The following is a 23,135-nucleotide window of genomic DNA, read 5'->3' on the forward strand; positions in this document are numbered from 1 at the left end:
AGATATAAAATTGTAAGGTGATAAAATTTTTTTAGGCCGTATTTCGTACCTCGTACTTCGTATTTCTAGATTGACAGAAAATTACTTAACAACTTCTCTCCAACCGTGCTGCTTTTCTCGGGATGGGCTTGAATTGCCCAATAATTATCCCGATGGAGAATAGCTGTAAAATCATGGATATAGTGGGTAGTGGCAATGGTTACTTCACTCAATTCAGCGTAGTAGCTATGGACATAATATAAAAACTTCGGGTCAGGAAGATCCTTCAATAAGGCATTTTCAGCTAGATTTTCTAACTCATTCCAGCCTATGTGAGGCACCTTAAATTCTTGTGAATTTTCAGGAATAAAACGCTTCACCTTCACAGGGAAAATCCCTAAGCAGTCGGTATCATTTTCCTCCGAATGCTCACAAAGCAACTGTAAACCCAAACAAACCCCTAGAAAGGGCTGCTTGATATCACGGATCAATTGATCCAAATGACGGGCTTTGAGATAAGTCATAGCAGAACTTGCCTCGCCTTGGCCGGGGAATATTACTTTATCTGCTGAGCGAATTTTCTCAGGATCATCCGTCAATTCAGCATCAGCTCCCAAACGCTCCAATGCGTAAAGGACTGACTGCACATTGCCAGCGTTGTATTTAATTACAGCTACTTTCATTCTTCATTTGAGAAATACAATTGAAATAAGCCCCGATAAATCGGGGCGAAGTAATTAGAAATATTCCAACTTTATTTCAGAGAACTGACTTTTATTTTACCTTATTTTCAGCTAATATCTCCTCCAAAACCGATTCAATTTCAGGAATGGAGTTGTATAGCTGCTCATAACTTTCGATCACGAAATATTTATCCTGAAACTTATTTTTCCAGTACTCCTGATTCATAATTCGGCGAACATCATATGGGTAATGAGCTGGCTCATCCGACAAACTGAATTGGGTTTCTCCTTTAGAACTCAAAATTCCAGCTCCGTAAATTCGTAATTGCCCATTTTCTCGAATCAACCCAAACTCAATTGTAAACCAATAAATACGGCTAAGCAATTGGATTGCCCAAGGATCATCAATATGCTTCAAGGCAATTCCAGAAAGCTGCTCCAAAAAGTCAACATATGGCTGATTGGTTAGCATAGGCATGTGGGCAAAGGCATCATGGAACATGTCCGGCTCTTCGAGATAATCCAATTGTTCCATTTTTCGAAGCCAAGTGGAAGAAGGAAAACGCTTATTGTTTAGCAAACCGAAAAACAAATCGTCGTCAATCAAACCCGGAACTACCTGCACTGCCCAGCCAGTTGTCTCCTTCAATATTTGATTCAGCTCTTCAAAATTGGCAATTCGGTCAGCAGTAAACTTGACAGTTTTTACACCATCCAAATATGCTTGGGAAGCCGCCTCTGGCAAATTGGGCATTTGTCGCTCAAAGAGGATTTTCCAAACTTTGAAATCCTCAGGGGTATAAGCTTCATAATCCTGTTTTAGATCTTTCAATCTCGGGTCGCTAAACACCCAGCCTTTTGGTTTATCTGTCATCGTTTTCATATTTGGGTTTACTTTTTATCTAACTCTTAATCCCATTTTGGGTTTTGGTTCTATTCAATTTGATACTATTCAAAACCTCCGTGGGTACATCCTTTAAACCAAAAAAGCCTATCCCTGAGATGGAATAGGCCTTCATATCTTTTACCAAAAAAACATACTCATCCTATTCCATCATTGAAGATAGTAGTGAGAATGATGAATATATGTTCTTGGAGTTGGATTCATGCTACGAATTTAATGAGCTAAGTGGCTGATTGCAAAATTATTTTACAGCAGGTCGAAAGTTTTTCTTTTATCGAAGATTTCTCTGATCCAAGCGGCTAATCTGGCACTTTGCGCAAAATCCAAAGTCTGTTGCCCATCAGAGTAAGCTTTCTCAGGAATTTCATGAGATTCATAAATGACCCCATCAGCTCCTGCCATCACTCCCGCCAGAGCCATCTGTGGCACATAGGCTCGAATACCGATCCCGTGTGAAGGGTCAACGATCACAGGCAGATGGGATTTGGCTTTAAGAATCGGAATAGCATTGAGATCCAAGGTATTTCGGGAAGCCTTTTCATAGGTCCGAATTCCACGCTCACAAAGAATCAGTTTTTCATTTCCTCCGGAAAAAACATATTCGGCTGACTGTAGGAGTTCTTCAATCGTACCGGAGATCCCCCGCTTGATCATGACGGCTTTGTCTACTTTTCCAAGTTCGTCGAGGAGATTGAAATTTTGGGAGTTTCGCGCTCCAACTTGGTAAATATCCACATAAGGATACATTTCCTCAATTTGGGAAGTTTGCATCACTTCGGTCACAATCTTGATCCCTGCATCTGAAGCGATCGAATGCCAAAGCTTGAGCCCTTCGATTCCCATGCCTCGAAAAGCATAAGGAGAAGTTCTTGGTTTAAAGACTCCACCCCGCATCATCCGAATGCCATTTTCTACGCAGTGGTCAACAACTTTTCGAATCTGCTCCTCGGACTCAATGGAGCAAGGCCCAGTGATGACGGCCATTTCCCCGTCTTTGATAAAAACTCCATCTCCCAAATCAATCGAAGTGGGCTTGGCTTTCCATTTTTTGGAAACCAATTTGTATTCATCAGAGACGATATGAATATCTCGGATTCCATCCAGTTGGCCGATCTTCCGGATATCAAATTCTTTCTTACCGATACCGATGATGTAATCACCCAGTTGGGTTTTTACTTCAGTAGTTTTATAGCCGATTCCATTGACCTTTTCGATCAGGTTTTCCTTTTGCTTGGAAGAAATATCGGGTTGTAATTGGATAATCATTTTGAGGTACGATTTATGAAATACGATTTACGAGGCTTTTTCAATAGAAATCTAGTTAATTACAGCCTGTATGTAATCTTGAATATCTTGAGATTGATTTTTTGAGTCTTTGATTTTTTTGATAAATGCCGAACCAATGATAGCTCCATTGCTGTACTTGGAAGCGGTGGTGAATGTCTCTGAATCGGATATTCCAAATCCTATCAGCCGGGGATTTTTAAGCTTCATCTCTTGCACCCGTTTAAAATAGGCTATTTGTTCTTCACTGATTCCACTTTTTGCTCCAGTGATTGAATGTGATGATACCATGTAGATAAACCCATCGGTATTCTCATCGATTTGTCGAATTCGCTTTTCGGAAGTTTGAGGGGAAATCAAAAAGGTATTAACCAATCCATATTCCTCAAATAAGGATTTGTACTCATCCAAATACTGCTGCATCGGTAAATCCGGGACAATCAGCCCATCTACCCCAACCTCTTTGCATTTCTGACAAAACTCCTCCATTCCGAATTGAATGATTGGATTCAGGTATCCCATTAACACTACCGGAAGATTGATTTTTGCTCGAAAACCCCGCAGTTGCTCAAAGAGCTTTTTCATGCTCATACCATTCTCCAAGGCAATTTTATTGCTATCCTGAATGGTCGGTCCATCTGCTATAGGGTCAGAGTATGGCACCCCTATCTCGATAATATCAGCTCCTCCAGCTTGAATAGCCTCCATGACGGGAATTGTATCTTCCAAATGGGGAAAGCCAGCTGTAAAATAGATGGAGAGCACCCGCTCTTGCTTGTTGTTGAATAAATAGTGTATGCGATTCATTCTTAAATTCGATTTACGAAATACGAACTACGAGGCCTTCTTAGGTTTTTAACATTAGCTCTAAATCAGCCGTAATTCCTGTTTTCAATTATTGGGTTTGAAAAAGAATAAAGCATTGAGGTTCGAAATTAGCTCGTAATTCGTACCTCTCACTTCGTACTTCCCTCAATATCCTCCCCACTTGATATAAGTCTCCAGATCCTTGTCTCCTCTTCCGGAAAGGTTAATGACAATTACATCATCTTTTCGGTATTCAATCATGTTGAGCGCGTGGATCGCATGGGCAGACTCTATGGCTGGGATAATTCCTTCCAGACGGCTAAGTTCAATTCCGGCTTTCATTGCATCTTCATCCTCCACAGCCACAAATTCCGCACGACCAATATCAAACAAATGCGCATGTACTGGTCCAATTCCTGGATAATCTAACCCAGCAGAAATGGAATGCGGTTCGACTACCTGACCATCTTCCGTTTGCATCAGGATGGTTTTGGATCCATGTAAAATACCTGGAGTTCCCAAGACAGTTGTAGCTGCAGATTTCCCCGAACTCACACCCAATCCTGCTGCCTCAGCAGCTACCAATCGAACTTCAGGAGTGTTGTAATAATGGTAAAAAGCGCCAGCTGCATTGGATCCTCCACCCACGCAAGCAATTACCAAGTCGGGGTTTTCGCGCCCTTCTTTTTCCTGCAATTGCCATTTCATCTCCTCTGAAATCACGGATTGGAATCGGGCAACCATTTCAGGATATGGATGCGGACCTACCACTGAGCCAATGATGTAGTGCGTATCTACAGGATTATTGATCCACTGACGCATGGCTTCATTGGTTGCATCTTTGAGGGTTTTTGACCCCGAAGTGGCGGCCACTACTTTCGCTCCTAGGATTTTCATTCGCTCCACGTTGGGACGTTGACGCTCAATATCCAACTCACCCATATATACTGTGCAGTCCATACCCATCAGGGCGCAGACAGTTGCCGTCGCTACACCATGCTGACCGGCACCTGTTTCAGCAATGATCCTTTTTTTACCCAGCTTTTTAGCCAAGATGATTTGGCCGATAGTATTATTGACTTTGTGTGCACCGGTATGACAGAGATCTTCCCTTTTTAGATAGATTTTTGCCCCATATTTCTCAGAAAGCCTTTGTGCCAAATACAAAGGAGTAGGTCTACCCACATAATCCTTAAGAAGCATCCGAAACTCTTGCTGAAATTCAGGAGTAGCAATAATGGCTTCATAATTCTCCTTTAGTTCTTCTACATTGGGATGGAGCATTTCGGGGATGTAAGCCCCTCCGAATCTTCCATAAAATCCCTTTTCATCCACTCGTATCATTCTGTATTCAAGTTTATAGGTTTAAGTCCATGGACCATGGACTATAAGCTATGGTCTAATTTTTCTTTAAACCTCACTATTCTTTCAATATTTTTGAGTCCAGGAGCATCTTCAAATTTCGAGTTGAGATCAACTCCTTCCAACTGATCTATTTCTGTTTTCAAAGTCTTAATTTCAGTGACACTTTCCGCATCTAAGCCTCCACTTAATAAAAATCCTTTCTCGAAAGTATAGGTTTTCAAAATTTCCCAGTCAAACTTTCTTCCTGTTCCCCCATGATTTGGACTAGCAGTATCAAATAGAAATTTGTTTACATAAGGCAAATAAGCCGCTATATTTTCCCAGTTGATTTCATTTGCTACCGATATTACCTTCCAAAGCTCAGCAGCTGTTTTCCTCTTTAATTCCGCTAATATTTCTACCGGTTCATTCCCGTGAAGTTGAATAGCAGAAAGATCAAAGAGTTTTACCTTTCTTAGAATTTCATCAACTGATTCATTCACAAATACTCCAACTTTTTTGACTGGAAATTCCTCAAACCTTTCCGAATATTCATCTGAAACGTAACGGGGAGATTTGGGATAAAAAATCAATCCCATCCAATCTGGATTTACATCCGAAATAAGACTCCGGATATTCTCCGGTTCCCGCATGCCACAGACTTTGATTTCCATCAGGCTTTAGATAAAGCTCCAGCTCCTAATAATCTTTTGTACTCCTTGATGAAATTATAAGCTGCTTGTTCAGGCCGACTGGACTTCATGAAGTTTTCTCCAATCAAAAACCCATCAAATCCAGCCTTTTTAAGTTTCACAAGAGTATTTGGATCAGAAATCCCGCTCTCAGAAATTTTCACAAAGGAAGATGGAATTCGATCTACCAACTCCAAGGAGGTTTCGATAGAGACGTCAAAGGTTTTCAAATTTCGGTTATTCACCCCAACCAAATCCACTCCATCATTCAAGCTTTTTTCCAATTCCTCTCCATCGTGCACCTCCAATAATACCTCAAGTCCAAGGCTTTTTGCGAAGTAGGTTAGAGACTTCAGCTTCTCAGGCTCCAATGCTGCCGCGATTAAAAGTACGCAGTCCGCACCAATGGATTTTGCTTCAATCAACTGATATTCATCCACCACAAAATCCTTTCGAAGGATAGGGCAAAAATTGAATTTCCGAGCCGTTTTCAAATCTTCATTTGAGCCACCGAAATATTCCTTGTCGGTTAAAATTGAAAGCGCAGAGGCACCAGCCTGCATGTAGCCGATACTAACTGTTTCAACCTGAGCATTTCCGTTGATCAAGCCTTTTGATGGGGACTTTCGTTTGAATTCAGCAATAATTCCTGATTTCTCGGGATGCTGAATATATTTTTTCATTGACACCACCTGGCCATCAAAGAAGATGCTTTTTTCCAAAAGCTTAACCGGAATCAGGCTTTTTCGCTCATCTACTTCCTTGTATTTATCTGCAATTATTTTTTCTAAAATATTCATAACTCACTCTTAATTAAACGAAACTGATGTTTTGGGATTGACCAATCCATTGAAGACATTCAAAGCCTTTCCACTTAAAAGAACCTCTTCTGCCTTTGCAACTGCATCTTGGAAAGAAAGTGAAGGGTCAGCCGTCACCAATGCCGCTGCCGAATTTGCCAGGACTACCTGATTTTGGGCTTTGGTACCTTTCCCTTTCAAGATGGACTCGAAAATTTTTGCTGATTCCTCGACTGTAGTTCCTCCTCTTATTTCTGAAGCATTAAGCGTGGAAAGTCCAATTTGTTCAGGTTTGTACAATTTTTCGCCAGAATTGGAAATCATCTTAAAATCTCCTGTTAGCGAAATCTCATCATAGCCATCTATTGAATGTAAAATGGAAAACTGTGCATCTGATTCCTGATACAAATAAGCATACAGACGGGCCAATTCAAGACTGAAGACTCCGACCAATTGCTTGCCGGGGAAGCTTGGATTTACCATCGGACCGAGCATATTGAAGAAAGTTTTCACACCCAATTCCTTTCGAACAGGAGCTACATTTTTCATTGCCGGGTGGAAAAGCGGCGCATGCAAAAAGCAGATTCCCGCCTCATCCAAAGATCGCCGGATTTCATCAATATTATTGGTGAATTCGTAGCCGAAATAAGCCAACAAATTAGAAGAACCACAAATTGAAGAAACCCCCGTGTTGCCATGTTTTGCCACATTTTGACCTGCTCCTGCGACGATAAATGAAGAAAGGGTCGAAATATTAAAAGTATCTTTTCCATCCCCGCCGGTACCACAAAGGTCCATTGCGTCGTATTCGGCAATTTCTACTGGAATACACAACTCCAACATCGCCTCTCGAAAGCCACGCAACTCTTCGACCGTAATACTACGCATCAAGTAGACGGTCATAAAAGCTGCAATTTGACTGGAATTGTAACTTCCTGTTGCAATATTTTTGAGAACCTCCCTAGCCTGAGCCTGAGAAAGTGTTTTATGTTCTATCAGTTGATTTAATATTTCTTTCATACTTAAGGGTGATTTTGAATTGAAATCAGGATTCCAACCAGTTCTTTATGATTTGAACTCCATGTTCAGTCAGAATACTTTCAGGATGAAATTGTACTCCTCTAATGGCAAATTGCTTATGTCTTATAGCCATAATCTGATTATCGGGCGTTCGGGCAATTACTTCCAAATCCGGTGATAAAGTTACTTCATTGATAACCCAAGAATGGTATCTCCCAATTTGAAATGAATCAGGCAAACCTTCAAAGAGCAAATCCCTTTCCACTTTTACTTGCGAAGCAACTCCATGAAGAACCTCCGAAAGATTAATCAGCCTTCCTCCGAATGCTTCTCCAATAGCTTGATGCCCAAGACAAACCCCCAAAATGGATTTTTCAGATGAATACTTCTCGAGTAATTCCGGCATGATTCCCGCCTCATCAGGTACTCCTGGACCCGGTGAAAGTAAAATTTTATCATAGGAAGCCACTTCTTCTAGACTGATTTTATCATTCCGAAAGACATCCATATTCTTTCCATACCCCAACTGCCTGATGATATACACCAAGTTATAAGTAAAGGAATCGTAATTATCGAGGACGAGAATTCGCATCGTGTTGAATTAGAAAATTGAAAAATTGGAAAATTGAAAAATTTCTTTTTCAGTTTTATTTATCCCTTTTCTCATAATCATATAAATATTTAATAAAGCCTTTAAGCTCGCTTGAAATCTCAATCAATTCATTGTAAAATTCCTCATAGACTTCTGAAGAAATTTTACCAGCCTTTTGAAGTAAATAAAGCTGACTTCTCAATTCACCGGCAGATCCTTTGGCAATTCCCAGGTATTTAATTAGTTGCCTGTTACTATTATATTCAAAGCCTTCTGCTATGTTGTTAGAAATTGAAATAGCAGCTCCAATCAACTGGTCTTTTGCTCTGTAATCACGAATGAGATGATCATTTTCAACTAACTGATAAATCTTTAACCCTATTTGGATCGCATCTTTCCATACTTTTAAATCCTCAAACCGATCAACTTTTGCCATAATTTTTCAATTTTAAAATTTTAAAATTTGTAATTATATGGTCTCCGCCGCTCTAAGTGCCACTCTCAACGCCTCTAACTTATTCGCTACTTCCTGAAGCTCGGATGGAATGGAGCTTTTGGCTACAACTCCCGCTCCCGCTTGGAAGCGCAACTGATTGTTTTCAGAAACAAAAGATCTGATCAGAATTGCATGGTTGAAATCTCCATTGAAACCTAGATATCCTATAGCCCCTCCATAGAATTGTCTACTTGTGTTTTCCAGTTCATCTATCAGCTCCATGGCACGATATTTTGGAGCACCGGATAAGGTTCCTGCCGGAAAAGTATCAGCAACCAATTGAAGAGGATTAGCCCCTTCAGCCAATTGACCAGTCACTTTGGAAACTAAATGAATAACGTGAGAGTAGTATTGGATTTCCTTAAACACCTCTACTTCTACAAGATCAGAGGAACGAGATAAATCATTTCTCGCCAAATCCACCAACATCACATGTTCTGAGTTTTCCTTTGGATCATCGTAGAGTTTTCGGGCCAATTCCGCATCTTCGGCATCATTCCCTGTTCGGCGGAATGTACCTGCAATAGGATAAATAGTAGCTTTTCGATTTTTGACTACGATTTGTGCTTCGGGCGAACTTCCAAAAACTTTAAACGATCCATAATCAAAATAGAAAAGGTAAGGGGAAGGATTTACTGAGCGGAGGGCTCGATAAACATTGAATTCATCACCCTTGAACCCCGTAGTGAATCTTCTGGAAAGGACTATCTGAAAGACATCCCCACGGAAGCAATGTTCCCTACCTTGATTCAGAACTTTCAAAAATTCCTCATCAGTATAATTTGATACCTCCTCTCCCACTATTTTGAAGGAATAGGCGGGAATATTCTTGTTATTAAGTAGCGTTTCGATTTCAGAAATGTATTCCGTGTTGTTCGCTCCTGCGACCCGATGCTCAAATAAATAGAGCTCATTTTTGTAATGATCCACCACAATGATGTTCTGATACATCGCGTAATACATCATTGGGATCTCATTGGGCTGGGTTTTACTCAGTTTGATATCTTCAAACCAACCAACCGTGTCGTATTGAATGTACCCAAAAAGTCCATTGGTACTGAATTTAAATTTATCTGGAGTAGGATCGAATTTATTCCCAAAAGCCCGAAGAGAATCCATCAGAGATTTATCAGAACCGACTTCGTATTGAATTTCCTTTCCATCAGGAAGCTTTTCAGTAACCTTCCCGGCATTAAAAGAGAATGTCGCAATTGGGTTAAAGCAAATGTAGGAATAGCTGTTTTCCTGGCCGTGGTAATCAGAACTTTCCAACAGGATCGGATTAGCAAACCGGTCGCGAATCTGTAGGTAAATACTCACTGGAGTGATGGTATCTGCCAATCGCTTTCGGAAAGTGGTCAGGATAGGAAATTTTACGTGATTCATTTTGAAATTTTTAAGACATAAAAAAAGGCTTACCGGGGGTTCCAGTAAGCCATTTTATATTCATGCAACTCAAATTTAGGCAAGGGCTTGCTGTACTTTCCCCGGGAAAGAATTAAGATGCCACCACCAATATTTGTTTGTTGTTGTTTTCATAAGACTGTGACAAATTTAGAAAGGCTTTGGAATTGTCAAAATCCAATCATGAAAATTATGTCCTATTTTTGAAAAATTTTAAAAAAAGCACCATGGCCAAATCAATAGCACAGTATTTCAAGCGGATTTTTGACGATTATCAGGTTTTGGTTCAGGTGAATCCAGATGATTTTACTGGGATTGAGCTGATTGTTCATCCTGATGGAAAAATCGAAAAGACCGAGATGGAATTTGATGAAGAGATTTTTGAGGATTTAGCGGAAGACGAATTCCAGGCTTGCAGCCCTTTGGAATTTCAGCTGCTTCTGGCGAAATCTTAAATGAAAATGCTCGAGAAATTTTATCTCGAGCATTCATATAATCATTTTTTTGAATTTCACTACTTCTTCATATACCCATCCCGAATTGCTTTGAATTCGGACCCTTCTTTCCAATTTGGCCATTGGGTGGAGTTAGAGATATTTTGTCCAATGTTGTAAAGCAATTGTACATCTTCTGCAGCTCCCTCCAAATTCCAACGTTCTGGATCGTACTCATCGGAAGGCTTATGGTAATACTCAATGGTGTAATTTTCCTCAAGTTCCTTCCCATATTCTTTCCCTTTTTCCACATGGTCAATTCCATTTTGGAAGTAAAGAGCAGGAACGCCTACCTTGGCAAAATTGAAATGATCCGAACGGAAATAATATCCTGCTACAGGATTTGGATCTGGAGCCGAATATCTCCCCTGCTTTTCCAATTCCACTTCCAACAAATCCTCCATTTCTGATTGCCCTCGGCCAATCACCGAGACATCCCGCATCCTTCCATAAGGATTGACTCCATCGATATTTATATTTGCGACCGTCTTATCTAAAAGATAAATCGGATTTTGGGCATAGTAAGCAGAACCCAACAACCCTTGCTCTTCAGCAGTCACTGCCAAAAAGACCACCGACCGCTTTGGTACCTTCGACTCCTGAAAAGCTTTAGCCAAAGCCAACAAAGCTGCCGTACCGGACGCATTATCCAATGCTCCATTATAAATACTATCTCCTGTCTCATCAGGCTTTCCAATTCCGAAATGATCCCAATGCGCTGTGTAAATCACATACTCTTCGGGCTCCTCGACGCCAGTAATTTTTGCGACCACATTTTTGGATGTGTTGTATGTGGCGTTTACAGCCATAGATGAACTAGCCGTCAAACCCATAGGAATGGCTTCAAAATCTGCTTTTCGAGCCTTCGCCAATAACTCCCTTTCATTCAAGCCAGCCATCTCAAAAAGCTTGTTGGCGATAGGCAAGGTTACCCAACCTTCAAATGCCAATTTATACCCCTCTTTTCCTCGATCGTCCAAGTAAAGCTTGGAGGCATTCCAAGAATTTTGAATCACATTGAATCCATAGCCAGCCGGAATGGTATTATGTACAATCAAGCATCCCAAAGCTCCCTGACGAATAGCTTCCTCATATTTATAAGTCCATCGGCCGTAGTATGTCATGGTATTTCCTTTGAAAAATGAGGCATCTTCAGTTCCAAAGCCAGGGTCATTGACCAATACCACAACGATCTTATCTTTCACATCAATGTTTTTGTAATCATCCCAACCGTACTCTGGTGCAACTATTCCAAATCCAGCAAAGACTAATTCTGCATCTTCAAAACTCACTTCCGAATCCGTTCGCTGAGTCCACAATACATAATCCTTCAACCCTTCCAATGTCATTGACCCATTGGAAGATTTTATTTCCATGGTAGGCGCGGCTTCGGTAAAAATAGAAACCAAGGGTACATCCTGAATGTAGGAATCCCCATTTCCAGGTTCCAAACCATATGATTCAAATTCATGAACCAAAAAGTCTATTGTCTTTTTTTCTCCTTCAGAAAAAGGCATCCTCCCTTCAAAATAATCAGAGGACAAACTATCAATCAGTGGTTCCAGATCAGAAACCTGAAACTGATAAGGTTTTTCGGGACTACATGCTGCCCATGCAACTAAGGAAACAAGAATTATAAGGTTGATTTTTTTCATGGCTTTTGCGGATAATTAGCAGATAGAAAGCTACATAAAATTTGAATTGAATTGTAATTTTTTAAAATTAGAGCTAGGTCAACTATTCCATTTTTTACTATGAAAACCGCTATAATTTTAATTGCTATTGTTCATGGATTGATTCATTTGCTCGGGTTTTTAAAAGCATTCAGACTTGCGGAAATCCAGCAGCTTTCACTCTCCATTTCTCCTTCATTAGGTTGGGTTTGGCTTTTGGCAGTCATTCTTTTTATGGCTTTTGCCATTCTCCGATTTTTGGAAAATCCCGTTTCAGGTTATGTAGGAATCCTTGCTGTCATCATCTCTCAATTATTGATATTTTCCGTTTGGCAAGACGCCAAGTTTGGAACAATCCCCAACATTTTCATTCTCTTTGCTTCGATTCAAATGCTTTTCATATCCAATTGGAACCAAAAGCTTGAAAATGAAAAAGTGGCATTTCAAGAGAAAATTAAATCTGTCAAACTTCGGCAAATAAGTGAATTACCAGAGCCAGTGATTAAATGGCTGAAGCAGATCGGATTTAATGAAACTCATCCCATGATTATGGCAGAAATTCACCAAAGAGCAGAAATGAAGATGAACCCTGATCAAAAGGATTGGAAAGCTGCTACAGCATTTCAACTTACACGATTAAGTTCTCCAGCTTTCCATTGGGAAGTGGAAATGCAAATGCTACCCGGCATAAAAATCTTTGGAAGGGATCAATGTTTGAATGGAAAAGGGGAAATGGTAATTCGGCTTGGAGGCATTTTCCCTATCGTTGACGAGAAGGGAGAGAAAATCGACGAAGGAAGTATTCAGCGGCTTTTGGGTGAACTAGTCTGGATTCCTAGTCTAGCACTCCATCCTGCCATTTCCTGGCAGGCATTAAATGAAAATTCTGCAAAAGCCACCCTAACAATCGGCGAGACTACTGGAGCCGGCACTTTCTTTTTTGACGAAAAGGGAGATTTCATTCGGTTTGAAGCCTTGAGGTTTTATGAAAACAAACCTGAATCAAAACGCTTCCCTTGGATCTTAACCGTACAAGAATATTCAACTTTTCAAGACATTCGGGTACCGAGTAAAATGCTCGCTACCTGGCGATTAGAAAAGGGTGATTGGACTTGGCTGAATTTAACTATAGCCGAAATCAAGTATAAATTCTAGGCTCATTTTTCTTTGATGGCAATCACCTCTTGACGTGATGGATATCATTCAATTTTTTGAAAATGAAAAGGAAATTAAGCCCATTAATTCACTTAAACACAAAGAATCATGGGCGCTATAACTAAAAGAAATAGAGGTTTTTGGCCCAAAATGGCCCAAGACTTCTTTGGAGCAGAAAATCCCTTCCAGTGGGATGACAAGTTTTGGTTCATGGATAAAACCGTGGAGGTTCCCTCAGCTAATGTGATCGAAAATGACAAGGAATTTAAGATCGAATTATCAGCTCCGGGATTTGATAAGAAGGACTTCAAAATAGATGTTGAAGATGGTGTCTTAAACATTTGCGCTGAAAAAGAACATCATGAGGAGGAGCAAAAAGACCAGTATCGTAAGAAAGAATTTTCTTACACTAGTATCCGACGGTCTTTTGTACTTCCTGAAAATGTATCTGAAGATTCCATTGATGCTAACTACAAAAATGGATTACTTAGATTAGTCCTTCCAAAGAGTAAAATGGTCAAAGGCGAACATAAGAAAGCCATTGAAGTAGGTTAAGTAGCTTCCTTAGGGAATTACTTTTTGTTAGGAAAAGTGAGGGCTTCGATTAGTAGAATTGGAGCCCTCCTTTTTTTTATCCTCAATTTCCATCCATCATATTTCATTGCAAATCCCCGATTTATTATGGAAATTTCTTCAAATCACATAACCATGAACCCAATACAACACTTCCGATTCATAGCTTTTTTACTATTGATAAGTTTGGCAGCCTGCCAAAAAAATCAAATTCAAATACCCGGCTTACAAGAGGAAGTTGAAGTCATTCGGGATGAAAATGGAATCAATCATATTTTTGCCCAAAACGAACAGGATCTCTTTTTCACTCAAGGCTATTTGGCTGCGAGAGATCGGCTTTTTCAATTTGAATTGTGGCGCAGACAAGCTACCGGTACTCTTTCTGAAATCTTGGGTGAACGTGAATTGGAACGGGATCGTGGGGTACGCCTTTTTAAATTCCGAGGAGATAAAGAAACTGAACTGAGACACTATCACCCTCGAGGGGTTGAAATCGTCGATGCATTTGTCGAAGGAATCAATACCTACATAGCTGAAGTACGGGAAAATCCAGAATTGCTCCCCATTGAGTTTAAAATGCTGGATATGCTCCCTGAATATTGGACTTGGGAAGTGGTCATTTCAAGGCATCAAGGGCTTTTGGAAAATGTAGTGGATGAACTCAATATTAGTCGAGTGGTCAGTCAAATTGGACCCCAAAAAGCAAAAGAACTTTATTATTTCCATCCTAACGAACCCATTTTGGATTTGGACCCAAACATCCCAGAGGAATTGCTAATGAAAGATATTCTGGCTCCCTACCAAGCTTTTAGAAGAAGAGTGGAATTCAGGCCGGAGGATATTGAAGAATCCTATCGTATCAATCAAGCAGAGTTTGAAAAATCAACTGCACTACTTGAAGAATCCATTCAATATACCTTAGAGTCGGATGCCTTTGCTCAGGGCAGTAACAACTGGGTCATTTCGGGAGAGAAAACAGCAAGTGGTTTTCCGTTTATGGCCAATGATCCACATAGACTTCAGGCTGTTCCTTCCCTTCGATATTGGGTTCACCTGAATGCACCAGGATGGAATGTAATTGGAGCGGGTGAACCTGAAATCCCAGGAGTTTCCATCGGGCATAATGATTATGGGGCTTGGGGATTGACCATTTTCTCCACCGACAATGAAGACTTGCGGATCTATGACATTTCTCCAGAAAATCCTGATTTATATTTCTTTCAAGGAGAATGGAAAGAAATGGAGAAAATTCAGGATACTATTCGGATCAAAGGTGGAAAAGAGGAAATAGTCACCCATCGCTATACCATTCATGGTCCAGTGACCTTTGTCGATGAGGATTTAAATAAAGCGGTAGCGGTAGAATGCGCTTGGCTGGAGCCGGGTTCTGCTCCCTATTTAGCCAGCTTGCGAATGGACCAATCCCAGACTTGGGAAGAATTTCGGGAGGCTTGTACCTTCAATAATATCCCTGCTGAAAATATGGTTTGGGCTGGAAAAGATGGAACAATCGGATGGCAGGCAACCGGAATTGCGCCGATTCGAAGAGGTTTCTCAGGTTTGATTGCCACAACAGGTGATGGAAATTATGAATGGGATGGATACCTTCCCATTGAAGACCGCCCCCATTCTGTCAATCCAGAATCAGGCTTTATTGCAACAGCCAATCAAAATGTAGCTGAAGAAAATTACCCTTTTCCGGAAGCGTTAGGATATGAATGGGCGGATGATTTTCGGGGAGAGCGAATAAAGGAAGTTCTCAGACAGGATAAAAAATTCACCGTTTCAGAAATGGGAGCCTTGCAAAACGACTACCTCGCCTTGCCAGCAAGACGATTGATTCCTTTTCTTAAAAGTTTGACTTGGGAAAATGAGCGCGTTGATTCCCTAAGTCAAGTATTACAGGCTTGGGATTTTGTTCTAAGTCCTAATTCCATTGAAGCTGGAGTCTATGTGATGTGGGAGCGGATTTTAAGAGACAAAGTCTCGGACTTCACTATCCCTAAAGAGGTAAAACCTTGGCTAGGAAGCATACAGTTGACACGAGTTTTGGAATGGATGGAAAATCCAGAAATGATCTATCCCAACAATCCTGATCAAAATCGAAATGATTTGCTTAAGGATTCATTAATCGAGGCGATCGATGCCTTGAAAAGAAAACTTGGACTTGATCCCAAAAAATGGCCATATGGTCAAGCAGATTACAAACACGCTCAAATCATTCATCCTTTGGGCCTAGTAGTCAATAAGGAATGGCAAGATAAATTAAACACAGAAATCCTTCCGAGAGGTGGTTACAGCTTTACTCCGGGAGCTAATGCTTATGGTGACAATAATACTTCAGGAGCTTCATTTCGAATTGTGGTTGACACCGGAGATTGGGAAAACACCATTGGAATAAATACCCCGGGACAATCCGGAAATCCCGAAAGCCCATTTTACAAGAATTTATTCCCGATTTGGGCAAATGATGAGTTTGTGGGGATTCCCTTTTCAAAGGAAAAGATTCAATCAAAAAAAGCCTATACCGAGCAATTTTATCCAAAAAACTAAACCCACCACCAATCGGTCCCTTCCTTAAGACCTATCAAGGTCAGGTACTTTTGGATTTCAATTCGCTCCTTTTCTTCAGGATATATGGCTACCAGTAATTGTGGGTTGGAGATTTTTTCAATCCGTTTGAAGTCCTTGGTATCGTGTATCTTAAAATGAATTTGATGCTCCTTCAAAATCTTGGAGATTATCTCTGATTTTTTGTTTTTCCCCCAAATCAACAAAGGACCACCTCTAAAATCCAATTTTAAAAAGGCATTGATTTTTAATTCTAAAAAAAGCTTTTGGGTGAAATAATTAGAGTTGTGGGCACTCCGATCGGGATGTTCCCTCCAGTATAAGGTTAATTCCTGTACAGCCTCAAAATTTATTTTCCTTTCATACCATTTGATAGCCAAATCATAATCCTCCGGATAGTGCAGACTTCCAAATCCACCAATTAAATCAATATTTTCCCGATAAGTCAGCCAATTGGGAGAGGCGATAACACATTCCCTATAAATTTGGGCATATTGATTCCCATGCATGTTGATATCATTGAGCCAACTTTGGTAATCTAGGTTACCAGGACTTACTTCATGCTCTGAAAAATAAAGCACCTTTCCTGTCACAACGGTATGCCTATCGCAGCGGAGCAGTCGGTTCCGCATAATTTCCAACCGTTTTTCCGGCATGCGATCATCCGGATCCATCCGGGTAATCATTTTCCCTTTGGAAGCTGAAAAAGCTAAATCCAATGCGGGAATAACCCCGTGCCCCACATTAGATATCATTTTAAATCGGGGATCTTTTCGGACAAATTCCTGATAAATTGAGACGCTCCCGTCTTGGGAGAAATCATCTACTCCAATCACCTCAAAATCCGGAAAACTTTGATTGACAATTGAATCCAAGCATTCCTCCATCCACTTCTCAGCATTTTTGAAGGGAATGAGAATACTGATTTCAGGAACTTTTTCCTCTTTTTCTGACATTAAATCCCCTCTTGTTCGATTAGGTAAACCAAGGCAGTCATAGCTGCAGCACCTAACTCCAATTCCCGTTGATCTACTGCTTCAAAAATATCAGCTGCTGTATGGTGATAGATAAAGTATCGCTGTGAATCTGGATGAAGACCAATCAAGATAGGCCCCTGATCCCGAAGCGGACCAATATCAGCGCCTCCACCTGGCACGTCCAATTTCCAAATATTATAGGGGGTAAAATAATCTCTCCAAGAGGCTAATTTGGAACGTTGGGTTTCGGTTCCTGTTGAAGAAAACCCGATTGGTAAAAAACCTCCAGAATCCGACTCGATAGCAGCAATATGTTTTTCACCTTTTTCTTTGGCTACACGAGCATATTCTCTTCCTCCCATCAAGCCGTTTTCTTCATTCATCCACATTACAGCTCGGATGGTTCGTTTCGGCTTCCAACCCAATTCCTTGTAAATACGCAAAACCTCAATTGCTTGCATACACCCTGCTCCATCATCATGCGCTCCTTCACCCACATCCCAAGAGTCCAAATGCCCACCTACAGCGATGATTTCATCTGGTCTCTCAGCACCTCGGATTTCACCAATTACATTGTAAGAAAGAACTTGACCTCTCATTTCTCCCTGAGATTTTAAAAAAACCTTTAAATCAGATTGTTCTTTCAGCAACTCACTTAAAAGCTCCGCATCTTGGGTACTGATTGCCAACGAAGGAATCTCAGGGAAATCAGGATTATAGCGCTGATTTCCAGTATGTGGGATATGATCGATCCGATTGCTCATGGAGCGTACAATAACTCCAATCGCTCCATACTTCGATGCTTCGGCGGCACCTGAACCTCGCTGACCAACTGCTCCGCTGTAAGCTTGAAAAGTATTGACTTTGGTAGGGTCCATGGGCTGATTGTAAAAGACAATCTTTCCTTTTGCACCCTCTCCCAAGGCTCTCAATCCCCCCAATCCTTGAACCTCCACTACTTCTCCTACCAATCCACTTGATCCTGTCCCTTGAGTATTTCCCAAGGCCAAGGCATGAAGGTCTACTGTGCCCAATTTTTCGGAATTGACAATCTTAACCTCATCTTTTCCACCACGGACCCAATGCGGAACCATTACCGGCTGTAAATAAACCGTATCAAATCCATAGCTTTCCATAAGTTGACGGGTATATTCCACCGCAGCTGCTGCTTGGGGAGAGCCCGATAGCCTATGACCAATGTCTTTGCAGAGGTAGCGTAGATTTTCATAGGTATGGCCTTTGGTCAACTCCAGATTGAAAATGCTTTGAATATTTTCTTCATGATTTTGTGCTAATGAAATACCAGGAAGGAGAAAGAGGACGAAGAGTAATTTTTTCATGCTTGATTGGGTTTGGTATGAAATGAATAAAAAGTTGGGAATTTTCAAACCCAAAAAGGGATAAAGGAGAAAAATACCACTCGATCAAGAAGTTGTACCCTGAAAGACCGGATAGAATTACTTATCTTAATAACTCATCAAATCCCTTCATTATGAAACTTGGAGCTTTTTCAATCAGCCTTTCAGTCAAGGACTTACAAGCCTCGCGGAAATTTTATGAGCAATTGGGTTTTTCTGTCTTCGCAGGAAGTGAAGAAATGAATTACCTGATCATGAAAAATGAACAAACGCTAATCGGACTTTTTCACGAAATGTTCGAAAAAAATATTTTGACCTTTAATCCAGGTTGGAATCAGGATGCCCAAGTTCTTGAAAATTTCGATGATGTAAGATCAATTCAGCAATCACTTAAAAACGGTGGGATTCCTCTTGCGCAAGAAACTGATCCTAATGGAAAAGGGCCTGGAAGTATCCTATTATTTGATCCTGATGGAAACGGTATTTTAATCGATCAGCACGTCTGATCCGTTTCTTTTAGTAATTTTTCTCACAGAAAGGCATTACTGATTCCTATTACATTTGTCAAAAAACCGTTCAAATGAAATACCTGACGCCCTTTTTCCTTTTCCTTCTTTTGATTGCTGTTTCCTGCCAATCTGACAAGGGAACCAATCAAGCCGTAACTAATTCCGGAGCCTCTGTGGTGAACCTGAACCCACAGGAATTCAGCAAATTAGGAAGTACCGGAAATATCCTGGATGTAAGAACTCCGGGAGAAATCGCTCAGGGGAAAATCGAAGGAGCTATCGAAATCGATTACTACCAGCCTGATTTTCAGAAAAAAGTCCAAGAACTCCCGAAAGATAAGCCAGTTCTTCTGTATTGCGCTGTTGGTGCTAGAAGTAGGGAAGCAGCTGAGCAATTAGTCGAAATGGGCTTTACGAATGTGTACCATTTACAGGGAGGTATACAAGCTTGGTATCAGCAAGGTTTACCGATCGTTAGGGAGTAAAAAGATCTTAATATACATCCACAATAAAATAGTGGATACCTCCACCTTCAAAGGAATCTCCTTTTTTCTTTCCTTTCATGGCTTGAAAAATAGGTGCTTTGGTAGAGATTCCAAAGACGCATTTTCCATTCACATCCACCTGTTCAATGGAAGTTGACACAAAAAAGATTCGCTGATCTGTTTCAACTACTGCTCCTTCATCCACTGTTTCAAATTCCTTTTCTGGGTCTATGGATTCCAGAATTTGAAGTTCTTTTTTCAAGAAGGTAAGCTCATGCTCCAGCCTAACGATCATTTCATTTTGATCCCCGCTTCCTTTCTGAGATTGGCTGGCACTTTCATCATGATCGGTCAGGTTTTCACGAATATTTTTTAGCTCTTGCTCAAAATCAGAAATGGTTAATTCCTGCTTGACTTTACAGGCATGCAAAATGCTTTTTTTGGAAAGACGGTTAGATTTCATGGCTTCTGGAATTGGTAATCAATATTACCTTCCAAATACCAACTTAAAAATGATAATTGTCACCTGAAGGAATGAAATAAGCCAAACTGTTCAAGCTCAGCAAATCAATTTCCTCCAATACTTTGATCTTGAAACACCTCGTGATTTTCATTCCCTCCAGATATCAAGTAGGCCATTAAATCCTTCAATTCTTCTTCATTAAGGCGATTAATAAGACCGGGAAGCATGATAGATACATCTGAATTTTTGGTAAAAGCCACGGTATTTTTTGGAATAGTACGTAAATCAGCCGGAGCAAAAGGGTTTTGAGACACGTAATAATTAGCGTCATCCTCATTGGTCAAGCGACCAACGATAGAACCTCCCTCTTTCAATTCAAAAACCGTCGCGTGATATTGTTCAGAAATCACAGCACTTGGATTGATGGTAGCTTCCAAAATATCCTTCTTGGAAAAGCGTGTGCCTAATTGGGTTAAATCCGGTCCAATAATTCCACCCTCACCCTGCATGGTATGACAAGACTGGCAAAGCGTGGCCTGATACATGGCCTTCCCTTTGAGATAGTCCCTTCCCTGGAGATTTTCTACAACTGTTATCGCCTCTTCTACTGTCCAACTTCTTCCGGGACCTTCCGGTTGGATCCCTGTATTTGCAATATCATTTCCACTAGAAGTCAATAGTTTCCCACCTGAAAGCTCATCATATTTTTCAAAATCCTCTGGGGCTACATGTGCTAGAGCCATTTTTCGGGTTCGATCCAAAAAACCAACATAGCTTCTACCCCCTTTGTAATTGGTCAGAGCATTCTTGATCCAAGCAAAATATTCTTCCCGCATTTCAGGAGTCCAGCCTGTCTCAGCTCCTCCCAAGACGGTAGCAAAATAGGTCGCTTGGGCTGGTGGAACATTTGCGAGCATATTCGCTATATCCAAACCGTATTGAGGATTTCGAAAAACCAGCTCCGCCGAGGATGTAAATGTCTTTTGGTAATCAGCATCATCTTTAGCAGTCTTCAGCAATACCAAGGTCTTTTCCACCGCATCCGGTGCATTAAGATGAGTCAAAAGCACTGAAAGTGAGCGATTCAGCATGTTTTCATCAGCAGGGAAATTCGGTGAAAGAAAAGCTATCAAATCAGATTTAACGGGATTTGAAGCGTCATCAAATCGATATAAAATCACTTCAATCGTCCGAATTAAATCCTGCTTTTCTTTTTCAGAAAGCTCAGAATAATCAATGCTCATCAAAGCCTGAAGCATGGGAATAGCATCTGCATTTTGGCTATGCCGAGCCAATGCCAAAATAGCCTGGGTTTTCTTTACAGGATTTGTTTCAGCAAAGGCTTTTTCTCTCCAAGAATTCACCGGTTGATGTTCTAAGGCTATCCGGGCTGCATACTGAACAAATCGGTCAGCATGATCAAGATTTTCCCAAGCCAATTCCAGGCCGACAGGATCAGCTTGATCCACATGGAATCTTTCCAAATCACGTCGAAGTTTGGCTTCGGCGGGAAGATCATCCATACTCAGAGGAGAATAAGTATCCAAATCATCATCGAAATACACTCGATATAAATCCGACTCCAGTCTTCTACCGCCAGTAGCGAAATACATCGCTCCATCCGGACCAATCGTGCCATCAGTCAAAGGAAGTGGGGACCCTGAAATGAATTCCTCAGCAGTAGCCTGATAACTAGCTCCAGAAGGGTCCAAATGAATCGCATAAATTATCCCAAAACTCCAGTCAAAGGCATAAAGCGCCTTTCTATAGTGGGCTGGGAATTTCGCATCTGTGCCAAACATGACATTAGTCGGAGAACCTTGCCCGATATTCAAAACTGCCGGGAGATTATCCGGATAATTGGGAGACCATTTTGCATTTCCTGTCCGCCAACCGAATTCAGCTCCACTTGTCACATGATTAATCCGAGTGGGGCGATACCAAGGCATTCCAAAATCCCATTCCATATCCGAATCGTAGATAAAGAGATCCCCCACCTCATTAAAAGCGATATCAAATTCGTTTCGGAAACCGGCTGCGATTAACTCCCAGGTTTTTCCCTCGGGGTCAATTTGAGCAATCCATCCTCCAGGAGCTTTTCGGTTATTGGCATGTCCTCTTGGATCCTTGATTAATGGAAAAAGATTATCCTCATCCCAAACTCTAGGAAGTCGATATTGATCCATCTCGGGAACATCCACATGATTTCCAGCAGAAAGCACAATATGCTTTCCATCCGGAGACAATTTCAAAGAATGGGGTCCATGTTCACCTGGATCACCCGTGAAAGTTCGTATTTCGGTTACCGTTTCATATTGATCATCTCCATCCAAATCCTGAATACGGTACAAGCCTGTACTTTTTGAAAAAAGATCATCCGGATTATGGTTTACCATGACATACAGACTATTGAAGGCATACAATAATCCTTGCGCATACCCCATCCCAACCTGAGGCTCAGCCACATTTCCAACTATCAATCTTTCTACCTGTGGAGTCAAATCTTCTGAACCAATTGAAGGAATAGTCAGTCGATAAAGGAAACCATATTGATCGGCAGTAATCATTCTGCCCTTGTCATCAAAAGTCATTGCCACCCAAGATCCCTGATCATTTTCTCCCGGACTGTAGAGGTGTTCGACTTTAAATCCATCTGGGATTTTGAGTTTATCGATTTTTGGATTTCCTGTTAATTGTCGCTCCGGGCTGGGTTTTTCACAGGAAAAAACCAGGAATAAAAAGGCTACAAAAAAGAAAGAATACAGGATTTGATTTCGGGTTATCATGGGCTACTAAATAGATTTCAATTTGAAATTTAAAAAAAGCAAAATAGATAAGCACCCAAATGATCTACCATTCACAAAAAAGAGGA

At 40.8% G+C, this 23,135-nt stretch carries 22 protein-coding genes; 6 read left to right on the forward strand and 16 right to left on the reverse strand.

The window, feature by feature from the left end:
* Positions 1 to 65: 65 nt before the first annotated feature.
* The 11 genes from hisH to E4S40_RS13580 form a co-directional block, all read right to left on the reverse strand.
* Positions 66 to 662 (reverse strand): imidazole glycerol phosphate synthase subunit HisH, encoded by a 597-nt coding sequence (hisH, locus tag E4S40_RS13530; RefSeq protein ID WP_135075128.1) that lies wholly within the window; start codon positions 660 to 662, stop codon positions 66 to 68.
* A 91-nt stretch (positions 663 to 753) separates the two neighbouring features.
* Positions 754 to 1,536: a phenylalanine 4-monooxygenase gene (locus E4S40_RS13535; protein WP_135076468.1), complete on the reverse strand. Its 783-nt coding sequence runs from the start codon at positions 1,534 to 1,536 to the stop codon at positions 754 to 756.
* A gap of 276 nt (positions 1,537 to 1,812) precedes the next feature.
* Complete coding sequence (gene aroF / locus E4S40_RS13540; protein ID WP_135075131.1) at positions 1,813 to 2,832, reverse strand: 3-deoxy-7-phosphoheptulonate synthase; 1,020 nt, start codon at positions 2,830 to 2,832, stop codon at positions 1,813 to 1,815.
* Positions 2,833 to 2,883: 51 nt separating this feature from the next.
* The gene (trpA, locus tag E4S40_RS13545; RefSeq protein ID WP_135075134.1) at positions 2,884 to 3,657 is read right to left on the reverse strand and encodes a tryptophan synthase subunit alpha; all 774 of its coding nucleotides are present in this window, start codon (positions 3,655 to 3,657) and stop codon (positions 2,884 to 2,886) included.
* Positions 3,658 to 3,822: 165 nt separating this feature from the next.
* Positions 3,823 to 5,001 carry a tryptophan synthase subunit beta gene (trpB, locus tag E4S40_RS13550; RefSeq protein WP_135075137.1) on the reverse strand — a complete coding sequence of 393 codons (1,179 nt, stop codon included), beginning with the start codon at positions 4,999 to 5,001 and terminating at the stop codon, positions 3,823 to 3,825.
* A gap of 41 nt (positions 5,002 to 5,042) precedes the next feature.
* Positions 5,043 to 5,675, reverse strand: coding sequence for a phosphoribosylanthranilate isomerase (locus E4S40_RS13555; RefSeq protein WP_135075140.1), 633 nt, complete (start codon positions 5,673 to 5,675; stop codon positions 5,043 to 5,045).
* Positions 5,675 to 6,493: an indole-3-glycerol phosphate synthase TrpC gene (gene trpC, locus E4S40_RS13560; protein ID WP_135075143.1), complete on the reverse strand. Its 819-nt coding sequence runs from the start codon at positions 6,491 to 6,493 to the stop codon at positions 5,675 to 5,677. The genes E4S40_RS13555 and trpC overlap by 1 nt, the downstream gene beginning before the upstream one ends.
* A 9-nt stretch (positions 6,494 to 6,502) precedes the next feature.
* A complete protein-coding gene (trpD, locus tag E4S40_RS13565) occupies positions 6,503 to 7,513 on the reverse strand; it encodes an anthranilate phosphoribosyltransferase (protein WP_135075145.1) in 1,011 nt (336 codons plus the stop codon).
* A 25-nt stretch (positions 7,514 to 7,538) separates the two neighbouring features.
* Complete coding sequence (locus E4S40_RS13570; protein WP_135075148.1) at positions 7,539 to 8,105, reverse strand: anthranilate synthase component II; 567 nt, start codon at positions 8,103 to 8,105, stop codon at positions 7,539 to 7,541.
* Positions 8,106 to 8,160: 55 nt separating this feature from the next.
* Positions 8,161 to 8,541: a four helix bundle protein gene (locus E4S40_RS13575; protein ID WP_135075151.1), complete on the reverse strand. Its 381-nt coding sequence runs from the start codon at positions 8,539 to 8,541 to the stop codon at positions 8,161 to 8,163.
* A 33-nt stretch (positions 8,542 to 8,574) separates the two neighbouring features.
* Positions 8,575 to 9,987 carry an anthranilate synthase component I family protein gene (locus E4S40_RS13580; protein WP_135075154.1) on the reverse strand — a complete coding sequence of 471 codons (1,413 nt, stop codon included), beginning with the start codon at positions 9,985 to 9,987 and terminating at the stop codon, positions 8,575 to 8,577.
* Positions 9,988 to 10,232: 245 nt separating this feature from the next.
* On the opposite strand from E4S40_RS13580, the gene E4S40_RS13585 reads away from it, so the two are divergent.
* Positions 10,233 to 10,460 carry a hypothetical protein gene (locus tag E4S40_RS13585; protein WP_135075157.1) on the forward strand — a complete coding sequence of 76 codons (228 nt, stop codon included), beginning with the start codon at positions 10,233 to 10,235 and terminating at the stop codon, positions 10,458 to 10,460.
* Positions 10,461 to 10,519: 59 nt separating this feature from the next.
* Here the strand turns inward: E4S40_RS13585 and E4S40_RS13590 are convergent, their stop codons facing one another.
* Positions 10,520 to 12,154, reverse strand: a complete 1,635-nt coding sequence (locus E4S40_RS13590) for a M28 family metallopeptidase (protein ID WP_135075160.1) — start codon at positions 12,152 to 12,154, stop codon at positions 10,520 to 10,522.
* A gap of 99 nt (positions 12,155 to 12,253) precedes the next feature.
* Between E4S40_RS13590 and E4S40_RS13595 the strand changes: the two genes are divergently transcribed.
* The 3 genes from E4S40_RS13595 to E4S40_RS13605 all read left to right on the forward strand — a co-directional run bounded on the left by E4S40_RS13595 (position 12,254) and on the right by E4S40_RS13605 (position 16,453).
* Positions 12,254 to 13,327 (forward strand): DUF6544 family protein, encoded by a 1,074-nt coding sequence (locus tag E4S40_RS13595; RefSeq protein ID WP_135075163.1) that lies wholly within the window; start codon positions 12,254 to 12,256, stop codon positions 13,325 to 13,327.
* A gap of 108 nt (positions 13,328 to 13,435) precedes the next feature.
* Entirely contained in the window at positions 13,436 to 13,882 is a 447-nt protein-coding gene (locus E4S40_RS13600) for an Hsp20/alpha crystallin family protein (RefSeq protein WP_237563198.1), read from the forward strand.
* 153 nt (positions 13,883 to 14,035) lie between these two features.
* Positions 14,036 to 16,453, forward strand: coding sequence for a penicillin acylase family protein (locus E4S40_RS13605; RefSeq protein WP_135075166.1), 2,418 nt, complete (start codon positions 14,036 to 14,038; stop codon positions 16,451 to 16,453).
* Here the strand turns inward: E4S40_RS13605 and E4S40_RS13610 are convergent.
* Positions 16,450 to 17,427 carry a glycosyltransferase family 2 protein gene (locus tag E4S40_RS13610; RefSeq protein ID WP_135075169.1) on the reverse strand — a complete coding sequence of 326 codons (978 nt, stop codon included), beginning with the start codon at positions 17,425 to 17,427 and terminating at the stop codon, positions 16,450 to 16,452. The genes E4S40_RS13605 and E4S40_RS13610 overlap by 4 nt on opposite strands.
* Complete coding sequence (locus E4S40_RS13615) at positions 17,427 to 18,788, reverse strand: M20/M25/M40 family metallo-hydrolase (protein ID WP_135075172.1); 1,362 nt, start codon at positions 18,786 to 18,788, stop codon at positions 17,427 to 17,429. Before E4S40_RS13615 ends, E4S40_RS13610 begins: the two co-directional genes overlap by 1 nt.
* A 152-nt stretch (positions 18,789 to 18,940) precedes the next feature.
* On the opposite strand from E4S40_RS13615, the gene E4S40_RS13620 reads away from it, so the two are divergent.
* Together E4S40_RS13620 and E4S40_RS13625 are read left to right on the forward strand one after the other, a co-directional pair.
* Positions 18,941 to 19,312 (forward strand): VOC family protein, encoded by a 372-nt coding sequence (locus E4S40_RS13620; RefSeq protein WP_135075175.1) that lies wholly within the window; start codon positions 18,941 to 18,943, stop codon positions 19,310 to 19,312.
* A 74-nt stretch (positions 19,313 to 19,386) separates the two neighbouring features.
* Entirely contained in the window at positions 19,387 to 19,800 is a 414-nt protein-coding gene (locus E4S40_RS13625; protein WP_135075178.1) for a rhodanese-like domain-containing protein, read from the forward strand.
* Between the two features lie 7 nt (positions 19,801 to 19,807).
* Here E4S40_RS13625 and E4S40_RS13630 read toward each other — a convergent pair whose 3' ends face one another.
* Both E4S40_RS13630 and E4S40_RS13635 read right to left on the reverse strand, forming a co-directional pair.
* Complete coding sequence (locus tag E4S40_RS13630) at positions 19,808 to 20,263, reverse strand: hypothetical protein (RefSeq protein ID WP_135075181.1); 456 nt, start codon at positions 20,261 to 20,263, stop codon at positions 19,808 to 19,810.
* A 104-nt stretch (positions 20,264 to 20,367) separates the two neighbouring features.
* Positions 20,368 to 23,049 carry a c-type cytochrome gene (locus E4S40_RS13635; RefSeq protein ID WP_135075184.1) on the reverse strand — a complete coding sequence of 894 codons (2,682 nt, stop codon included), beginning with the start codon at positions 23,047 to 23,049 and terminating at the stop codon, positions 20,368 to 20,370.
* Between the last annotated feature and the right edge of the window lie 86 nt (positions 23,050 to 23,135).

Source organism: Algoriphagus kandeliae (genome assembly GCF_004571135.1).
Taxonomy (GTDB): domain Bacteria; phylum Bacteroidota; class Bacteroidia; order Cytophagales; family Cyclobacteriaceae; genus Algoriphagus; species Algoriphagus kandeliae.

What these genes read in the sequence shown, in the direction of transcription:
- E4S40_RS13570 (WP_135075148.1), bottom strand. Translation starts at nt 8,105, where the DNA reads ATGCGAATTCTCGTCCTCGATAATTACGATTCCTTTACTTATAACTTG.
- E4S40_RS13630 (WP_135075181.1), bottom strand. Translation starts at nt 20,263, where the DNA reads ATGAAATCTAACCGTCTTTCCAAAAAAAGCATTTTGCATGCCTGTAAA.
- E4S40_RS13625 (WP_135075178.1), top strand. Translation starts at nt 19,387, where the DNA reads ATGAAATACCTGACGCCCTTTTTCCTTTTCCTTCTTTTGATTGCTGTT.
- E4S40_RS13600 (WP_237563198.1), top strand. Translation starts at nt 13,436, where the DNA reads ATGGGCGCTATAACTAAAAGAAATAGAGGTTTTTGGCCCAAAATGGCC.
- E4S40_RS13590 (WP_135075160.1), bottom strand. Translation starts at nt 12,154, where the DNA reads ATGAAAAAAATCAACCTTATAATTCTTGTTTCCTTAGTTGCATGGGCA.
- E4S40_RS13585 (WP_135075157.1), top strand. Translation starts at nt 10,233, where the DNA reads ATGGCCAAATCAATAGCACAGTATTTCAAGCGGATTTTTGACGATTAT.
- E4S40_RS13580 (WP_135075154.1), bottom strand. Translation starts at nt 9,987, where the DNA reads ATGAATCACGTAAAATTTCCTATCCTGACCACTTTCCGAAAGCGATTG.
- E4S40_RS13535 (WP_135076468.1), bottom strand. Translation starts at nt 1,536, where the DNA reads ATGACAGATAAACCAAAAGGCTGGGTGTTTAGCGACCCGAGATTGAAA.
- E4S40_RS13555 (WP_135075140.1), bottom strand. Translation starts at nt 5,675, where the DNA reads ATGGAAATCAAAGTCTGTGGCATGCGGGAACCGGAGAATATCCGGAGT.
- aroF (WP_135075131.1), bottom strand. Translation starts at nt 2,832, where the DNA reads ATGATTATCCAATTACAACCCGATATTTCTTCCAAGCAAAAGGAAAAC.
- trpA (WP_135075134.1), bottom strand. Translation starts at nt 3,657, where the DNA reads ATGAATCGCATACACTATTTATTCAACAACAAGCAAGAGCGGGTGCTC.
- E4S40_RS13575 (WP_135075151.1), bottom strand. Translation starts at nt 8,541, where the DNA reads ATGGCAAAAGTTGATCGGTTTGAGGATTTAAAAGTATGGAAAGATGCG.
- E4S40_RS13610 (WP_135075169.1), bottom strand. Translation starts at nt 17,427, where the DNA reads ATGTCAGAAAAAGAGGAAAAAGTTCCTGAAATCAGTATTCTCATTCCC.
- E4S40_RS13595 (WP_135075163.1), top strand. Translation starts at nt 12,254, where the DNA reads ATGAAAACCGCTATAATTTTAATTGCTATTGTTCATGGATTGATTCAT.
- E4S40_RS13615 (WP_135075172.1), bottom strand. Translation starts at nt 18,788, where the DNA reads ATGAAAAAATTACTCTTCGTCCTCTTTCTCCTTCCTGGTATTTCATTA.
- E4S40_RS13635 (WP_135075184.1), bottom strand. Translation starts at nt 23,049, where the DNA reads ATGATAACCCGAAATCAAATCCTGTATTCTTTCTTTTTTGTAGCCTTT.
- hisH (WP_135075128.1), bottom strand. Translation starts at nt 662, where the DNA reads ATGAAAGTAGCTGTAATTAAATACAACGCTGGCAATGTGCAGTCAGTC.
- E4S40_RS13620 (WP_135075175.1), top strand. Translation starts at nt 18,941, where the DNA reads ATGAAACTTGGAGCTTTTTCAATCAGCCTTTCAGTCAAGGACTTACAA.
- trpC (WP_135075143.1), bottom strand. Translation starts at nt 6,493, where the DNA reads ATGAATATTTTAGAAAAAATAATTGCAGATAAATACAAGGAAGTAGAT.
- E4S40_RS13605 (WP_135075166.1), top strand. Translation starts at nt 14,036, where the DNA reads ATGAACCCAATACAACACTTCCGATTCATAGCTTTTTTACTATTGATA.
- trpD (WP_135075145.1), bottom strand. Translation starts at nt 7,513, where the DNA reads ATGAAAGAAATATTAAATCAACTGATAGAACATAAAACACTTTCTCAG.
- trpB (WP_135075137.1), bottom strand. Translation starts at nt 5,001, where the DNA reads ATGATACGAGTGGATGAAAAGGGATTTTATGGAAGATTCGGAGGGGCT.